This is a genomic window from Pseudomonas sp. SAR267 (assembly GCF_052077595.1).
Lineage (GTDB): Bacteria > Pseudomonadota > Gammaproteobacteria > Pseudomonadales > Pseudomonadaceae > Aquipseudomonas > Aquipseudomonas vlassakiae.
The window spans coordinates 4,349,782-4,365,976 of record NZ_JBQIHU010000001.1 but is presented as its reverse complement, the minus strand read 5'-3'; the positions used below and the strand labels follow the sequence as shown (position 1 = coordinate 4,365,976).

13 protein-coding genes are annotated in these 16,195 nt (G+C 64.5%); 10 read left to right on the top strand and 3 right to left on the bottom strand.

Going from position 1 to position 16,195, the window contains the following annotated elements; all coding sequences use genetic code 11:
• The first annotated feature begins 28 nt into the window (after positions 1 to 28).
• Together ACTORR_RS20540 and dapC are read left to right on the top strand one after the other, a co-directional pair.
• Positions 29 to 2,731, top strand: a complete 2,703-nt coding sequence (locus tag ACTORR_RS20540; protein WP_313365728.1) for a [protein-PII] uridylyltransferase — start codon at positions 29 to 31, stop codon at positions 2,729 to 2,731.
• Positions 2,732 to 2,761: 30 nt separating this feature from the next.
• On the top strand, positions 2,762 to 3,958 hold the full coding sequence (gene dapC, locus ACTORR_RS20535; protein ID WP_313365729.1) for a succinyldiaminopimelate transaminase: 1,197 nt from the start codon (positions 2,762 to 2,764) through the stop codon (positions 3,956 to 3,958).
• Positions 3,959 to 4,081: 123 nt separating this feature from the next.
• Here dapC and ACTORR_RS20530 read toward each other — a convergent pair whose 3' ends face one another.
• Complete coding sequence (locus ACTORR_RS20530) at positions 4,082 to 5,728, bottom strand: Na+/H+ antiporter (protein ID WP_054885378.1); 1,647 nt, start codon at positions 5,726 to 5,728, stop codon at positions 4,082 to 4,084.
• A 628-nt stretch (positions 5,729 to 6,356) separates the two neighbouring features.
• Between ACTORR_RS20530 and ACTORR_RS20525 the strand changes: the two genes are divergently transcribed.
• The 4 genes from ACTORR_RS20525 to ACTORR_RS20510 all read left to right on the top strand — a co-directional run bounded on the left by ACTORR_RS20525 (position 6,357) and on the right by ACTORR_RS20510 (position 9,518).
• On the top strand, positions 6,357 to 6,704 hold the full coding sequence (locus tag ACTORR_RS20525) for an ArsC family reductase (RefSeq protein ID WP_054885379.1): 348 nt from the start codon (positions 6,357 to 6,359) through the stop codon (positions 6,702 to 6,704).
• Positions 6,705 to 6,735: 31 nt separating this feature from the next.
• Positions 6,736 to 7,770, top strand: a complete 1,035-nt coding sequence (gene dapD, locus ACTORR_RS20520) for a 2,3,4,5-tetrahydropyridine-2,6-dicarboxylate N-succinyltransferase (RefSeq protein WP_054885380.1) — start codon at positions 6,736 to 6,738, stop codon at positions 7,768 to 7,770.
• 135 nt (positions 7,771 to 7,905) lie between these two features.
• A complete protein-coding gene (locus ACTORR_RS20515; RefSeq protein WP_313365472.1) occupies positions 7,906 to 9,111 on the top strand; it encodes a cysteine desulfurase in 1,206 nt (401 codons plus the stop codon).
• On the top strand, positions 9,108 to 9,518 hold the full coding sequence (locus tag ACTORR_RS20510) for a SufE family protein (RefSeq protein WP_313365471.1): 411 nt from the start codon (positions 9,108 to 9,110) through the stop codon (positions 9,516 to 9,518). The genes ACTORR_RS20515 and ACTORR_RS20510 overlap by 4 nt, the downstream gene beginning before the upstream one ends.
• 111 nt (positions 9,519 to 9,629) lie before the next feature.
• Here the strand turns inward: ACTORR_RS20510 and tcdA are convergent, their stop codons facing one another.
• Entirely contained in the window at positions 9,630 to 10,439 is an 810-nt protein-coding gene (tcdA, locus tag ACTORR_RS20505; RefSeq protein WP_313365470.1) for a tRNA cyclic N6-threonylcarbamoyladenosine(37) synthase TcdA, read from the bottom strand.
• Positions 10,440 to 10,572: 133 nt separating this feature from the next.
• Here tcdA and ACTORR_RS20500 point away from each other — a divergent pair, with 133 nt between their 5' ends.
• The 4 genes from ACTORR_RS20500 (at position 10,573) to ACTORR_RS20485 (ending at position 15,704) form a co-directional block, all read left to right on the top strand.
• Entirely contained in the window at positions 10,573 to 13,164 is a 2,592-nt protein-coding gene (locus ACTORR_RS20500) for a glycosyltransferase (protein ID WP_262109386.1), read from the top strand.
• Positions 13,165 to 13,345: 181 nt separating this feature from the next.
• Entirely contained in the window at positions 13,346 to 14,497 is a 1,152-nt protein-coding gene (dapE, locus tag ACTORR_RS20495; protein ID WP_054885385.1) for a succinyl-diaminopimelate desuccinylase, read from the top strand.
• A complete protein-coding gene (locus ACTORR_RS20490) occupies positions 14,497 to 15,309 on the top strand; it encodes a putative RNA methyltransferase (RefSeq protein WP_054885386.1) in 813 nt (270 codons plus the stop codon). Before dapE ends, ACTORR_RS20490 begins: the two co-directional genes overlap by 1 nt.
• Positions 15,310 to 15,326: 17 nt before the next feature.
• A complete protein-coding gene (locus tag ACTORR_RS20485; protein ID WP_054885387.1) occupies positions 15,327 to 15,704 on the top strand; it encodes a hypothetical protein in 378 nt (125 codons plus the stop codon).
• Positions 15,705 to 15,773: 69 nt separating this feature from the next.
• On the opposite strand, the gene ACTORR_RS20480 is transcribed toward ACTORR_RS20485, so the two are convergent.
• Positions 15,774 to 15,983: a cold-shock protein gene (locus ACTORR_RS20480; protein ID WP_003252255.1), complete on the bottom strand. Its 210-nt coding sequence runs from the start codon at positions 15,981 to 15,983 to the stop codon at positions 15,774 to 15,776.
• Between the last annotated feature and the right edge of the window lie 212 nt (positions 15,984 to 16,195).

Below are 16,195 nucleotides of genomic sequence, written 5' to 3'. Positions count from 1 at the left end.
GGCAACCTAAAGACAGGAACGCGACGCGATGCCCCAGGTGGATCCCGAGCTGTTCGACCGTGGCCAGTTCCAGGCGGAACTGGCCCTCAAGGCGAGCCCCATCGCCGCCTTCAAGAAAGCCATCCGCCAGGCCGGCGAGGTGCTCGACAAGCGCTTTCGTTCGGGCTGCGAAATCCGCCCGCTGATCGAAGCCCGCGCCTGGCTCGTGGACAACATCCTGCAACAGGCCTGGAACCAGTTCGACTGGGGCGACCCGAGCGGTATCGCGCTGGTGGCGGTCGGCGGCTATGGCCGCGGCGAGCTGCACCCGCACTCGGACATCGACCTGCTGATCCTGCTCGGGGCCGCCGAGCATGAACAGTACCGCGAGGCCATCGAGCGCTTCCTCACCCTGCTCTGGGACATCGGTCTGGAGGTCGGACAGAGCGTGCGTACCGTCGACGAATGCGCCGAGCAGGCCCGCGCCGACCTGACGGTAATCACCAACCTGATGGAAAGCCGGACCATCGCCGGCCCCGAAGACTTGCGCCAGCGCATGCTCGAGGTGACCAGCACCGGCTACATGTGGCCGAGCAAGGATTTCTTCCTGGCCAAGCGTGCCGAACTCAAGGCCCGCCACCACAAGTACAACGACACCGAGTACAACCTCGAGCCCAACGTCAAGGGCTCGCCCGGTGGCTTGCGCGACATCCAGACGGTGCTCTGGGTCGCCCGCCGCCAGTACGGCACGCTGAACCTGCATGCCCTGGCCGGCGAAGGCTTCCTGCTGGAAAGCGAGAACGAACTGCTGGCCTCGTCCCAGGACTTCCTGTGGAAAGTGCGCTATGCCCTGCACATGCTCGCCGGTCGCGCCGAGGACCGCCTGCTGTTCGACCACCAGCGCAGCATCGCTGCACTGCTCGGCTACAGCGACGACAACCCCAAGCGCGCCATCGAACAGTTCATGCAGCAGTACTACCGGGTGGTGATGAGCATCAGCCAGCTGTGCGACCTGATCATCCAGCACTTCGAAGAAGTCATCCTCGCCGATGATGGCAGCGGCACCACCCACCCGCTGAACGCGCGCTTCCGCCTGCATGACGGTTACATCGAAGCGGTCAGGCCGAACGTGTTCAGGCGCACCCCGTTCGCCATGATGGAGATCTTCGTGCTGATGGCTCAGCATCCGGAGATCAAGGGCGTGCGTGCCGATACCGTGCGCCTGCTGCGCGAACATCGGCACCTGATCGATGACACCTTCCGCAACGATATCCGCAATACCAGCCTGTTCATCGAGCTGTTCAAGTGCGAAATCGGTATCCACCGCAACCTGCGGCGGATGAACCGCTACGGCATCCTTGGCCGCTACCTGCCGGAATTCGGCCTGATCGTCGGGCAAATGCAGCACGACCTGTTCCACATCTACACGGTCGATGCGCACACCCTCAACCTCATCAAGCACCTGCGCAAGCTGCAGTACACGCCGGTATCGGAGAAATTCCCCCTGGCCAGCAAGCTCATGGGCCGCCTGCCCAAGCCCGAGCTGATCTACCTGGCGGGCCTGTACCACGACATCGGCAAAGGTCGCCAGGGCGATCACTCCGAGATCGGTGCGGTGGATGCGCAGAAGTTCTGCGAACGCCACCAGTTGCCGGCCTGGGACAGCCGGTTGATCGTCTGGCTGGTGCAGAACCACCTGGTGATGTCGACCACCGCCCAGCGCAAGGACCTGTCCGACCCGCAGGTGATCAACGATTTCGCCTTGCATGTGGGCGACGAGACGCGTCTGGACTACCTGTATGTGCTGACCGTGGCCGACATCAACGCCACCAACCCCAGCCTGTGGAACTCCTGGCGCGCCAGCCTGCTGCGCCAGCTCTACACCGAGACCAAGCGCGCCCTGCGCCGTGGCCTGGAAAACCCGTTGGACCGTGAGGAACAGATCCGCCAGACCCAGTCGGCCGCGCTGGACATCCTGGTGCGCGAGGGTACCGACCCGGACGATGTCGAGCAGTTATGGTCGCAGCTGGGCGATGACTACTTCCTCAAGCACAACGCCGCCGATGTGGCCTGGCACAGCGACGCCATCCTGCAGCAACCGGCCGATGGCGGGCCGCTGGTGCTGATCAAGGAAACCACCCAGCGCGAGTTCGAAGGCGGTACGCAGATCTTCATCTACGCGCCCGACCAGCACGACTTCTTTGCCGTGACCGTGGCCGCCATGTCGCAGCTGAACCTGAACATCCATGACGCGCGGATCATCACTTCGAGCAGCCAGTTCACCCTCGACACCTACATCGTGCTCGACAACGACGGCGGCTCGATCGGCGACAACCCGCAGCGGGTCAAGCAGATCCGCGACGGCCTGACCGAAGCGCTGCGCAACCCCGAGGACTACCCGACCATCATCCAGCGCCGGGTGCCGCGTCAGCTCAAGCACTTCAACTTCCCGCCGCAGGTGACCATCCTCAACGACGCACAGCGCCCGGTGACCATCCTCGAGATCACCGCGCCAGACCGCCCCGGCCTGCTGGCACGGCTCGGGCGGATCTTCCTGGAATTCGACCTGTCGCTGCAGAACGCCAAGATCGCCACCCTCGGCGAGCGGGTGGAAGACGTATTCTTCATCACCGATGCCGACAACCAGCCGCTGTCCGACCCGCAGCTGTGCAGCCGCCTGCAGGAAGCCATCGTGCAGCAGCTGCAGGCCGGCCAGGCCAGTGATGCCAACCCGACCCGCGTGACTTTTTAACGATTAGACGATTGACGAGACCTCCTGCCGATGAACCATGCCTTGACCCAGCTTCAGCCCTACCCGTTCGAGAAACTGCGCGCCCTGCTGGGCACTGTGAAGCCGGCGGCGGACAAACGCGCCATTGCCCTGTCGATCGGTGAACCGAAGCATGAATCGCCGGCGTTCGTCGCCCAGGCCATGGCCGACAACCTCGACAAGCTGGCGGTGTACCCGAGCACCCTCGGCCTGCCGGTGTTGCGCCAGGCCATCGGCCACTGGTGCGAGCGCCGCTTCGGCGTGCCGGCCGGCTGGCTCGACGCCGACCGCCACATCCTGCCGGTCAATGGCACCCGTGAGGCGCTGTTCGCTTTCACCCAGGCCGTGGTCAACCGTGCCGATGACGGCCTGGTGGTCAGCCCCAACCCGTTCTACCAGATCTACGAAGGCGCCGCCCTGCTGGCCGGCGCCACCCCGCATTACCTGCCCTGCCTGGAAGACAACGGCTTCAACCCGGACTTCGACGCCGTGCCGGCCGAGGTGTGGAAGCGCTGCCAGATCCTGTTCCTGTGCTCGCCGGGCAACCCGACCGGTGCGCTGGTGCCGATGGACACCCTGAAGAAGCTGATCGCCCTGGCCGACGAGCACGACTTCGTGATTGCCGCCGACGAGTGCTACAGCGAGCTGTACTTCGACGAAGACGCGCCGCCGCCAGGCCTGCTGAGCGCTTGTGCCGAGCTGGGCCGCAGCGACTTCAAGCGCTGCGTGGTGTTCCACAGCCTGTCCAAGCGCTCCAACCTGCCAGGCCTGCGTTCGGGCTTTGTTGCCGGTGATGCGTCGATCATCAAACCGTTCCTGCTGTACCGCACCTACCACGGCTGCGCCATGCCCGTGCAGACCCAACTGGCCAGCGTCGCCGCCTGGCAGGACGAGGCCCATGTGCGCGAGAACCGTGACCAGTACCGTGCCAAATACGATGCCGTGCTGGATATCCTGCAGCCGGTGATGGACGTGCAGCGTCCGGATGGCAGTTTCTATCTCTGGGCCAAGGTGCCGGGCGGCGATGCCGAGTTCACCCGCGACCTGTTCGAGGCCGAGCATGTGACCGTGGTGCCGGGGTCGTACCTGTCGCGTGAAGTCGACGGTGTGAACCCGGGGGCCGGCCGCGTACGCATGGCACTGGTTGCACCGCTGGCCGAGTGCATCGAGGCGGCGGAGCGGATTCGCGCATTCCTGCAAAACCGCTGATTGGCCCGGGGGCGCTTTGCGCCCCATTCGCGGGTAAACCCGCTCCCACAGGTACAGCGCAAGCCGCGAATGCGGTGCATGATCTGTGGGAGCGGGTTCACACGCGAATGGCCCACAACAGGCCTACCTGACCTGCCCCAGGTTGGCCTCACTCAGATCCAGCTCCCCCAGCACCTGCCTGACCACCTCATCGCCCACCAGATGCTGGCGATGCAGGTTGTACAGTTCCAGCCGCTGTGCCCGCAGCGCGCGCAAGCGCAAACGCCGCTCCAGCAAGTCCATCTGTTCGGCCAGCGCCCGTGCCTCGGCCGTGTCGTTGTAGCTATCCAGCTCATCCCGATATTCGGCCATCAACCGCGCCTTGAGCTCCGTGGCCAGGGTTGCCTGTGCCGCATCCTGCGGCGCGCTGGCATCAATCACCTCTTCCGCCTCCAACGCATGGATCGCCGCCTCGGCCGTACGCCGCCAGGCCTCCTGCACTTCCTGATGCAGCCGTTCGTCCGGGCTCTTGGTGATACCCCGCAGGAGCAGCGGCAAGGCTATGCAGGCACTGATAAGCGACAGCAGGATCACCCCGGCGGCGATGAAGATCAGCAGGTCACGTTCAGGGAAGGCCTGGCCCGCGCCCATCAACAGCGGCACCGACATGACACCGGCCAGGGTCACTGCCCCGCGCACACCGCCCAGGGTCAGCAACCAGCAAGAGCGCATGGTTGGCATCAGCACCAGCGCCGGCCTGCCGCGCCAGCGACGAACCACACCGATCGCCCGCCAGATGCTCTGCACCCAGACGAAACGCAGCAGGATCAATGCGGCGAAGATCGCCAGCACGTCGAGGCAGCGCCAGGCCAGGGTCGGCCAGACGGTGGTCTCGTGGCTGACAACGGCCTTGATGATGTCCGGCAGTTGCAGGCCCAGCAACAGGAAGATCAGGCCGTTAAAGGCGAACTCCAGCAGCGACCAGACGCTGCGGTTGAGCAGACGGGTACTGGTCTGGCGCGGCAACAGGTCGAGCCAGCTCTGCATCATGCCGGCGGCCACCGCCGAAAGGATGCCCGATACGCCCAGGCGCTCGGCAAGCACATAGGCGGCAAAGGGCAGCAGCAGCATGAATACCACATGGGTGGCCGGGTCATCCCAGCCACGGGCGATCATCCAGGCGCGCAGGCGGCCGATCAGCCAACTCAGGGCGACACCCACCGCCAGGCCACCGAGGGCCACCAGCACGAAACTGAAGCTGGCGTCGGCCAGCGAAAACGCCCCGGTAATGGCGGCGGCCAGGGCGAACTTAAACGTCACCAGACCCGAGGCGTCGTTCATCAACGCCTCACCCTGCAGCATGTGCATCAGCGGGGTTGGCAGGCGATCCTGGGTAATCGCCGACACCGCCACAGCGTCGGTAGGCGACAGCACGGCGGCCAGGGCAAAGGCCACCGGCAACGGAATGCTCGGCAACAGCCAATGGATGAAGTAACCGGCACCGACCACGGTGAACAGCACCAACCCCACGGCCAGCGCCACTACCGGGCCGCGGATGCGCCACAACTCACGCTTGGGGATGCGCCAGCCATCGGCAAACAGCAGCGGCGGCAGGAACAGGAACAGGAACAATTCGGGGTCCAGGGCCACATGCAGGCCCAAGGTCGGCCAGGCCAGCAATGCGCCAGCGGCGATCTGCACCAAGGGCAACGGCAACGGGATCATGCGCCCGACCAGTTTCGACACGCTTACCAGCGTCAGCAGGATGAGGACGGTGTAGGCGGACTGCATCCGTGAAGGCTTCCTTTGTGAACCAAAAACGACAGCGGGGGCGAGAGATCGCCATTGAAACAATATGTTAGCGGGGTATCGCGAAACGAGGCCGCTGCACGATAGTCGCAGGTGACGGATGAATATGTAACACGATGATACCCAGTGCTTGTGGGTTGTGCAGGTTAGGGCCTGTATTGGCTTGGAGGTGCATGCCTTGAGAGTTTCTGCGCCTGTAAGATCGAGCGCCGCCCGCGCGGCGCATCGCGGGCAAGCCCGCTCCCACATCTGTTTCGGGCCAGTCCCTCCTATGCCGCCAACAGGATCCGCCTTGTTGGCATGGCGATACATCGCGGTGGGCGCTGATGTCGCTCCACCTGTCTTCAGACATGCACCAGGGCGGTCCCTGTTGGCTTCACAGGATGGACTGGCCCGAAACAGATGTGGGAGCGGGCTTGCCCGCGATGCGCCGCGCGGGCGGCGCTCGATCTCATAGGCGCCACAACTCCCAAGGCAAACACCTCTCACAAGCACTGAAAACCTCAAGACATGCACACCCCGTGGCGCTCATACAATCGTTCCCGCATAATCCCGCGACTGACATTCGGAAAGGGAGAGATTGGGGCAGCCTGTGGCCTCAATGTACACAATGACCTACACGCTCTACGGCATCAAAGCCTGTGACACCATGAAAAAAGCGCGCACCTGGCTTGAAGACAAAGCCATCGCCTACGAATTCCACGACTACAAGACTCAAGGCATCGACCGCGACAGCCTCAACCGCTGGTGCGACGAACACGGCTGGGAAGTCATCCTCAACCGTGCCGGCACCACCTTCCGCAAGCTCGACGACGCCAGCAAGGCCGACCTCGACCAGGCCAAGGCCGTCGAACTGATGCACGCCCAGCCGTCGATGATCAAGCGCCCGGTACTCGACCTTGGCGGTCGCACCCTGGTCGGCTTCAAGCCCGACCTGTACGCCGCCGCGCTGGCCTGAGCCCCTACCCTATTTCGCACGAGGTAATCACATGTCCAATACCCTGTTCAGCCTGGCCTTCGGTGTCGGCTCCCAGAACCGCCAGGGCACCTGGCTGGAAGTGTTCTACGCACAACCCCTGCTCAACCCGAGCGCCGAACTGGTTGCCGCAGTGGCGCCAATCCTCGGCTATGAAGGCGGCAACCAGGCTATCACCTTCAGCAACGCCCAGGCCGCTCAGCTGGCCGAAGCCGTCAAAGGCGTGGACGCCACCCAGGCCGCCCTGCTGACCCGCCTGGCCGAAAGCCACAAGCCGCTGGTCGCCACCCTGCTGGCCGAAGATGCCGCGCTGGCTTCGACCCCGGAGGCCTATCTCAAGCTGCACCTGCTGTCGCACCGCCTGGTCAAGCCGCACGGCCTGAGCCTGGCCGGCATCTTCCCGCTGCTGCCGAACGTGGCCTGGACCAACCAGGGCGCCGTAGACCTGAGCGAGCTGGCCGAGCTGCAACTGGAAGCGCGCCTGAAGGGCGAGCTGCTGGAAGTGTTCTCGGTGGACAAGTTCCCGAAAATGACCGACTACGTGGTCCCGGCCGGCGTGCGCATCGCCGACACCGCCCGCGTGCGCCTGGGCGCCTACATCGGCGAAGGCACCACCATCATGCACGAAGGCTTCGTCAACTTTAACGCGGGCACCGAAGGCCCGGGCATGATCGAAGGCCGTGTTTCCGCTGGCGTATTCGTCGGCAAGGGTTCGGACCTGGGCGGCGGCTGCTCGACCATGGGTACCTTGTCCGGTGGCGGCAACATCGTCATCAAGGTCGGCGAAGGCTGCCTGATCGGCGCCAACGCCGGTATCGGCATTCCGCTGGGCGACCGCAACACCGTCGAAGCCGGCCTGTACATCACCGCTGGCACCAAGGTGAACCTGCTGGATGAAAACAACGAGCTGGTGAAAGTGGTCAAGGCCCGCGACCTGGCCGGCCAGACCGACCTGCTGTTCCGCCGCAACTCGCTGAACGGCGCTGTGGAGTGCAAGACCCACAAGTCGGCCATCGAGCTGAACGAGGCGCTGCACGCCCACAACTGAGAACATTGAGAGTCGTGCAGGAGCGGCGGTGCGGCGATCCGACTTGCCCGCGATCAGCGGACTCTCAGCAGTTGTAATGTTAAGATCGGGTCTGGCACCTCGCCAGACCCGATTTTCATTCCAGGCCCCGCGAACATGTTCCAGCCCTCCCCCTGGCGCGCCGATTTCCCCGCCATCGCCGCCCTGCAACCGCAGCACCAGACCTACCTGGACAGCGCCGCTACCACCCAGAAGCCCCAGGCGTTGCTCGATGCCCTGAGCCATTACTACGGCCATGGCGCTGCCAACGTGCACCGTGCCCAGCACCTGCCAGGCGCGCTGGCAACCCAGGCTTTCGAGACCAGCCGCGACAAGGTGGCGACCTGGCTTAATGCTGCGGACTCACGGCAGATCGTGTTCACCCACGGCGCCACCTCGGCGCTGAACCTGCTGGCCTATGGCCTGGAACACCGCTTCGAAGCGGGCGACGAGATTGCCATCAGCGCCCTGGAGCACCACGCCAACCTGCTGCCCTGGCAACAACTGGCCCGGCGGCGCGACCTGCGCCTGGTGGTGTTGCCGCTGGACGGGCATGGCCGCATCGACCTGGAGCAGGCGCTGCAGCTGATCGGCCCGCGCACCCGTGTGCTCGCCGTCAGCCAGCTGTCCAACGTGCTCGGCACCTGGCAACCATTGCCTGCGCTGCTGGCCCATGCCCGCGCCAAGGGTGCGCTGACCGTTGTCGATGGCGCCCAGGGCGTCGTGCATGGCCGCCATGATGTGCAGCAGCTGGGCTGCGACTTCTACGTATTTTCCAGCCACAAGCTTTATGGGCCGGAGGGTGTCGGCGTCCTGTACGGCCGTACCCAGGCACTTGAACTGCTGCGCCACTGGCAGTTTGGCGGCGAAATGGTGCAAATGGCCGACTACCAGAGCGCAAGCTTTCGCCCCGCGCCACTGGGTTTCGAGGCCGGCACCCCGCCGATCGCCGGGGTCATCGGGCTGGGCGCGACGCTGGATTACCTGGCCAGCCTCGACACCCCTGCCGTCGAGGCTCACGAAGCCAGCCTGCACCAGCATCTGCTGCGAGGCCTGGCCGACCGCGACGGTGTGCGCGTCCTTGGCACACCTCAGACGGCCTTGGCCAGCTTCGTCATCGAAGGCGTACACAACGCCGACATCGCCCACCTGCTGACCGAGCAAGGCATTGCCGTGCGCGCCGGGCATCACTGCGCGATGCCGCTGCTCAAGGGGTTGGGGCTGGAGGGGGCCATTCGGGTGTCGCTGGGGCTGTACAACGACAGTGACGACCTGCAACGGTTCTTCGCAGCGCTGGACCAGAGCCTGGAGTTACTGCGATGAGTTTGCCCTTGCCAGCCCAGCAAGCGTTGGAAAGCTTCGAGCAGGCCCACGGCTGGGAACAGCGGGCGCGGCTGCTGATGCAATGGGGCGATCGGCTGGCGCCACTGAGCGAGGCGCAAAAGACCGACAGCAACCGGGTACATGGCTGTGAAAGCCTGGTATGGCTGGTTGCGGAACAGGTCGAGGGGCAGTGGCACTTCAAGGCGAGCAGTGATGCACGGTTGTTACGAGGGCTGCTGGCGCTGCTGCTGGTGCGGGTTCAGGGGTTGAACAGCGCGGAACTGGCCGAGCTGGACCTGCGTGAGTGGTTCACTCTGCTGGGGCTGGAGCGCCAGCTTTCGCCTTCGCGCAGCAACGGGCTGCATGCTGTGTTGCTGCGGATGGCGGAGTTGGCGTCCACCTGCTGAATCGGCGGCGCCTGCTTCGCGGGCACGCCCGCTCCCACAGGGACAGCGCCAGGCCCGAAGGCAACGCTCTACCTGTGGGAGCGGGCGTGCCCGCGAAGAAGCACATGCAGATTATTCAGGCTTGACCCGCTCCGAGGGCCGCCGCGCCCCCGCCACCAGTTTCTCGATGGCCTTGCTCGCCGCGACCATGCCGAACGTCGCGGTGACCATCATCACCGCACCAAAGCCCCCCGCGCAGTCCAGGCGCACGCCTTCGCCGACGAAGGTCTTCTGCAAGCAAACACTGCCATCACCCTTCGGATAACGCAGCTGCTCGCTGGAAAACACGCAAGGCACGCCATAGTTGCGGCTGGTATTGCGCGAGAAGTTGTAGTCCCGGCGCAGGGTCGAACGCACCCGCGAAGCCAGCGGGTCGTTGAAGGTCTTGTTGAGGTCGCCGACCTGGATCTGGGTCGGGTCGATCTGCCCGCCGGCCCCCCCGGTGGTGACAATGGCGATCTTGCGGCGTCGGCACCAGGCAATCAGCGCGGCCTTGGCCATCACGCTGTCGATGCAGTCGATCACTGCATCCATCTCCTCGGTAACGTACTCGGCCATGGTCTCGCGAGTGACAAAGTCCGCCACCGCGTGCACGGTAATCTTCGGGTTGATCGCCCGCAGGCGCTCGGCCATCACTTCGACCTTGGGCCGCCCGACCTGGCCTTCCAGCGCATGGGCCTGGCGGTTGGTATTGCTGACGCAGACATCGTCCAGGTCGAACAGGGTGATTTCGCCAACGCCACTGCGCGCCAGGGCCTCGGCCGCCCACGAGCCGACCCCGCCGATGCCGACCACTGCCACATGGGCATTGCCCAGGCGCTGCAGGCCCTGGTCGCCATACAACCGGGCAACGCCGGCAAAGCGTGGATCCTCAGTGCTCATGTTCCTACCTCAACGCTCGTACCCGAAAATGCGGCGCGCATTATAGGCCAGCGGCCGCTTGGACCTCCATCGTTAGGAAACACCCTGCCATTACTGCTTTAATGTCCTATCACTTGGACAGAATCGGATCACAATGTCATCTCGCAAATTCGGCCTCAACCTGGTGGTGGTCCTGGCCATCGCCGCGCTGTTCACCGGGTTCTGGGCACTCATCAACCGTCCGGTCTCCGCGCCTGCCTGGCCGGAACAGATCTCCGGCTTCTCGTACTCGCCCTTCCGCCTTGGGGAGAGCCCGCAAAAAGGTCAGTACCCCAGCGATGACGAGATGCGCCAGGACCTGGAGCAGCTGAACAAGCTCACCGACAACATCCGCATCTATACCGTCGAGGGCACTCAGGCCGAGATCCCCCGGCTGGCCGAGGAGTTCGGCCTGCGGGTGACCTTGGGCATCTGGATCAGCAAGGACCTGGAGCGCAACGAACGCGAGATCGAAAAAGGCATCGAGCTGGCCAACCACTCACGCAGTGTGGTGCGGGTGGTGGTCGGCAACGAAGCGCTGTTCCGCGAAGAAGTCACGCCCGAGGCGCTGATCCAGTACCTCGATCGCGTGCGCGCCGCCGTCAAGGTACCGGTCACCACCAGCGAGCAGTGGCACATCTGGAAGGAACACCCGGAACTGGCCAGCCACGTCGACCTGATCGCCGCGCACATCCTCCCGTACTGGGAGTTCGTGCCGATGAAAGACTCGGTGCAGTTCGTCCTCGACCGCGCCCGCGAGCTACGCCACCAGTTCTCGCACAAGCCGCTGCTGCTGTCGGAAGTCGGCTGGCCGAGCAACGGCCGCATGCGCGGCGGCGCCGACGCCACCCAGGCCGACCAGGCCATCTACCTGCGCACCCTGGTCAACACCCTGAACCGACGGGGCTACAACTACTTCGTCATCGAGGCCTACGACCAGCCGTGGAAGGCCAACGACGAAGGTTCGGTAGGCGCCTACTGGGGCGTGTACAACGCCGAGCGCCAGCAGAAGTTCAACTTCGAGGGGCCGGTGGTGGCGATCCCGCAGTGGCGGGCCCTGGCGGTCGCTTCGGTGGTCCTGGCGATGATCGCCCTGGCCGTGCTGCTGATCGACGGCTCGGCCTTGCGCCAGCGCGGCCGCACCTTCCTCACCTTCATCACCTTCCTGTGCGGGTCGGTGCTGGTGTGGATCGCCTATGACTACAGCCAGCAATACAGCACCTGGTTCAGCCTGACCGTCGGCGTGTTGCTGGCGCTCGGCGCGCTGGGCGTGTTCATCGTGTTGATGACCGAGGCCCACGAACTGGCCGAGGCCGTCTGGATCCACAAGCGCCGCCGCGAATTCCTGCCGGTGCAGGGCGACAGCGCCTACCGGCCCAAGGTGTCAGTGCATGTGCCGTGCTACAACGAGCCACCGGAGATGGTCAAGCAGACCCTCGACGCCCTCGCCGCGCTGGATTACCCGGACTATGAAGTGCTGGTGATCGACAACAACACCAAGGACCCGGCCGTATGGGAGCCACTCAAGGCCCACTGCGAGAAGCTTGGCGAGCGTTTCAAGTTCTTCCATGTCGCGCCCCTGGCCGGCTTCAAGGGCGGCGCGCTGAACTACCTGATCCCGCATACTGCCAAGGACGCTGAAGTGATCGCGGTAATCGACTCGGACTACTGCGTCGACCGTAACTGGCTCAAGCACATGGTGCCGCACTTCGCCGACCCGAAGATCGCTGTGGTGCAGTCGCCGCAGGACTACCGCGACCAGCACGAAAGCGCCTTCAAGAAGCTCTGCTACAGCGAATACAAAGGCTTCTTCCACATTGGCATGGTTACCCGCAACGACCGTGATGCGATCATTCAGCACGGCACCATGACCATGACCCGGCGCAGTGTGCTGGAAGCGCTGGGCTGGGCCGAGTGGTGCATCTGCGAAGACGCCGAGCTGGGCCTGCGGGTATTCGAGAAAGGCCTGTCGGCCGCCTACGCCCACAACAGCTACGGCAAAGGCCTGATGCCCGATACCTTCATCGACTTCAAGAAGCAGCGTTTCCGCTGGGCCTATGGCGCCATCCAGATCATCAAGCACCACGCCAGCGCCCTGCTGCGCGGCAAGGGCAGCGAGCTGACACGTGGCCAGCGCTATCACTTCCTGGCCGGCTGGCTGCCGTGGGTCGCCGACGGCATGAACATCTTCTTCACAGTCGGCGCGCTGTTGTGGTCGGCAGCGATGATCATCGTCCCGCACCGGGTCGACCCGCCGCTGATGATCTTTGCCATTCCGCCGCTGGCGCTGTTCTTCTTCAAGGTCGGCAAGATCATCTTCCTCTACCGCCGTGCGGTGGGGGTGAACCTCAAGGATGCCTTTGCTGCGGCACTGGCGGGGCTGGCGCTGTCGCATACCATTGCCAAGGCGGTGCTTTACGGCTTCTTCACCAGCAGCATGCCGTTCTTCCGCACACCGAAGAACGCCGACAGCCATGGCTTGCTGGTGGCGATTTCCGAAGCACGGGAAGAGCTGTTCATCATGTTGCTGCTGTGGGGCGCGGCACTGGGCATATTCCTGGTGCAGGGGCTGCCGAGTTCGGACATGCGCTTCTGGGTGGCGATGCTGCTGGTGCAGTCGTTGCCCTATGTGGCTGCACTGGTGATGGCGTTTCTGTCGTCGCTGCCCAAGCCTGCGCAGAAGGCCGCCGAGCCGCAGCAGGCTTGAGATCTTGGGGGCGCTTTGCGCCCCTTTCGCGACACAAGGCCGCTCCTACATGAGACCGCGTGCTTCTGTAGGAGCGGCCTTGTGTCGCGAAAGGGCCGCAAAGCGGCTCCATTGGCCTGACGGTTTGATATAAGATAACGCCCCTCAGATTTCCCCGCCTCGCCTTGCCCCGGAGTCCCCCATGACGGCCCCTGCCGAGCTCTCGCCCACCCTTCAACTGGCCTGCGACCTGATCCGTCGCCCCTCGGTCACCCCCGTCGACGCCGACTGCCAGGCGCAGATGATGAACCGCCTGGGCGCCGTGGGCTTCCAGCTGGAGCCGATGCGTTTCGAAGACGTCGATAACTTCTGGGCTACCCACGGTACCCAGGATGGCCCGGTGCTGTGCTTCGCCGGCCATACCGACGTGGTCCCCACCGGCCCGGTGCAGCAGTGGCAACATGAGCCATTCGAGGCGCTGATCGACGCCGACGGCATGCTCTGCGGCCGCGGCGCCGCCGACATGAAAGGCAGCCTGGCCTCGATGGTGATTGCCAGCGAGCGCTTCGTGCAGGACTACCCGAACCACCGCGGCAAGGTCGCCTTCCTGATCACCAGCGACGAGGAGGGCCCGGCGCACCACGGCACCAAGGCCGTGGTCGAGCGCCTGAAGGCACGCAACGAGCGCCTGGACTGGTGCATCGTCGGTGAGCCATCGAGCACCACCCTGCTCGGTGACGTGGTCAAGAACGGCCGTCGCGGCTCGCTCGGTGCCAAGCTGACCGTGCGCGGCAAGCAAGGCCATGTGGCCTACCCGCACCTGGCTCGCAACCCGATCCACCTGGCCGCCCCGGCCTTGGCGGAACTGGCAGCCGAGCACTGGGATGAAGGCAACGCGTTCTTCCCGCCGACCAGCTTCCAGATCTCCAACCTCAACGCCGGCACCGGCGCCACCAATGTGGTCCCGGGTGAGCTGACCGCACTGTTCAACTTCCGCTTCTCTACCGAGTCGACCGTCGAAGGGCTGCAGGCGCGGGTTTCGGCGATCCTCGACAAGCACGAGCTGGACTGGTCGGTCGACTGGGCGCTGTCGGGCCTGCCGTTCCTCACCGAGCCGGGCGAACTGCTCGACGCGGTGTCGGCCAGCATCAAGGGCGTCACTGGCCGCGACACCCAACCGTCGACCAGCGGCGGCACCTCCGATGGCCGCTTCATTGCCACCATGGGCACCCAAGTAGTCGAACTCGGCCCGGTCAACGCCACCATCCACCAGGTCGACGAGCGGATCCTGGCCAGCGACCTCGACCTGCTGACCGAAATCTACTACCAGACCCTGGTCCGGTTGCTCGCCTGATGCTCGCCTGCCCCCTCTGCCAGGCAGCCTTGTCGCGGCTCGACAATGGCGTGGTGTGCCCGGCCGGCCACCGCTTCGACCGCGCCCGCCAGGGTTACCTGAACCTGCTGCCGGTGCAGCACAAGAACAGCCGTGACCCAGGTGACAACCAGGCCATGGTCGAAGCCCGCCGCGACTTCCTCGACGGCGGCCACTATGCCCCGGTGGCCCAGCGCCTGGCCGAGCTTGCCGCCGAGCGCCAACCCGGCGCCTGGCTGGACATCGGTTGCGGGGAGGGTTACTACACCGCGCAGATCGCCCAGGCCCTGCCGAGCGCCGATGGCTATGCCCTGGACATCTCCCGCGAGGCGGTCAAGCGTGCCTGCCGCCGTGCGCCCGAGGTGACCTGGATGGTCGCCAGCATGGCTCGCGTGCCGCTGGCCGATGCCAGCTGCCAGTTCATCGCCAGCGTGTTCAGCCCGCTGGACTGGGACGAGGCCAAGCGCCTGCTCAGCCCCGGTGGCGGCCTGATGCGCGTGGGCCCGACCAGCGGCCACCTCATGGAGCTGCGCGAAGTGCTCTACGATGAAGTGCGCCCCTACGCCGACGACAAGCACCTGGCCCTGGTGCCCGAAGGCATGGCCCACGCCCACAGCGAAACCCTCGAGTTCCGCCTGAGCCTGGTCCAACCCAAGGCCCGTGCCGACCTGCTGGCGATGACCCCGCACGGCTGGCGCGCCAGCGCCGAAAAGCGCGCCCGGGTGATCGACCAGCCCGAGCCGTTCGAGGTGACGGTTTCCATGCGTTATGACTTTTTCGTGCGCCAACACTGAGCACACCCGGAGCCCTTATGCGCCAACCCGATATCGAGATCTACCTGAAGGACGCCGACGTCGACCACAAGCAGATTGCCGAATGGCTCAGCCAGGCAATCGGCCCATGCAGCGAATGGAAGCAGAAAGGTCAGACCTTCAAGTGCCAGGCAGGTAACATTCCGGTCACCTGGTTACCCAAGGCTGTAGGGAAATGGAACAGCCTCTACCTGGAAAGCGACCAGACCCCATGGGCCGATGACGTTGCCTGCGCCCGCGCCGCGTTCGCCGCGCTGAACGTCGAGGTGCGTTGCGCGCCGGGTGGCTGGGTCGAGGAAGATGGTGAGGACGATGCCGATCGCTGGGTCCGCATCAGCGCCGACGGTGAAGAGGAAATCACCTGGCGTACTTCTTGAGCTGCAAGAAAGGTTGCATCAGGCTGCAAGCACACGGTCGCTTGCAGCTTGAAGCCTACAGCTAGAGGCTCAGAGCCCGACTACGTCTTCGGCTTGCAGGCCTTTCTGGCCCTGCACGCAGGCGTATTCCACCCGCTGCCCTTCGACCAGGGTACGATGCCCCTCACCGCGGATCGCCCGATAGTGGACGAATACATCCGCACCACCTTCGCGCTGAATGAAGCCATAACCTTTGGCATCGTTGAACCACTTAACATTCCCAGTCTCACGAGACGACATCTGAACTACTCCGGATTTTTATTGTGAAGATCGCCTTGTAGACACAGGGTGTCCTCCCTATGTCGACGCCGCTTGCCGAAATATCCTGCAAGTGGCAGGCCGAGTATATGACAGAGAACAAAAAATTTTCATGACCGTCGCGCTATTTACCGAATTTTGCTGAACTTGCGCCGATACGGCAGACTAAACGACTGTCCATTCTCTGAAATTCA

Coding starts and splice junctions, on each gene's coding strand:
- ACTORR_RS20540 (WP_313365728.1), top strand. CDS start 29: ATGCCCCAGGTGGATCCCGAGCTGTTCGACCGTGGCCAGTTCCAGGCG.
- dapC (WP_313365729.1), top strand. CDS start 2,762: ATGAACCATGCCTTGACCCAGCTTCAGCCCTACCCGTTCGAGAAACTG.
- ACTORR_RS20530 (WP_054885378.1), bottom strand. CDS start 5,728: ATGCAGTCCGCCTACACCGTCCTCATCCTGCTGACGCTGGTAAGCGTG.
- ACTORR_RS20525 (WP_054885379.1), top strand. CDS start 6,357: ATGACCTACACGCTCTACGGCATCAAAGCCTGTGACACCATGAAAAAA.
- dapD (WP_054885380.1), top strand. CDS start 6,736: ATGTCCAATACCCTGTTCAGCCTGGCCTTCGGTGTCGGCTCCCAGAAC.
- ACTORR_RS20515 (WP_313365472.1), top strand. CDS start 7,906: ATGTTCCAGCCCTCCCCCTGGCGCGCCGATTTCCCCGCCATCGCCGCC.
- ACTORR_RS20510 (WP_313365471.1), top strand. CDS start 9,108: ATGAGTTTGCCCTTGCCAGCCCAGCAAGCGTTGGAAAGCTTCGAGCAG.
- tcdA (WP_313365470.1), bottom strand. CDS start 10,439: ATGAGCACTGAGGATCCACGCTTTGCCGGCGTTGCCCGGTTGTATGGC.
- ACTORR_RS20500 (WP_262109386.1), top strand. CDS start 10,573: ATGTCATCTCGCAAATTCGGCCTCAACCTGGTGGTGGTCCTGGCCATC.
- dapE (WP_054885385.1), top strand. CDS start 13,346: ATGACGGCCCCTGCCGAGCTCTCGCCCACCCTTCAACTGGCCTGCGAC.
- ACTORR_RS20490 (WP_054885386.1), top strand. CDS start 14,497: ATGCTCGCCTGCCCCCTCTGCCAGGCAGCCTTGTCGCGGCTCGACAAT.
- ACTORR_RS20485 (WP_054885387.1), top strand. CDS start 15,327: ATGCGCCAACCCGATATCGAGATCTACCTGAAGGACGCCGACGTCGAC.
- ACTORR_RS20480 (WP_003252255.1), bottom strand. CDS start 15,983: ATGTCGTCTCGTGAGACTGGGAATGTTAAGTGGTTCAACGATGCCAAA.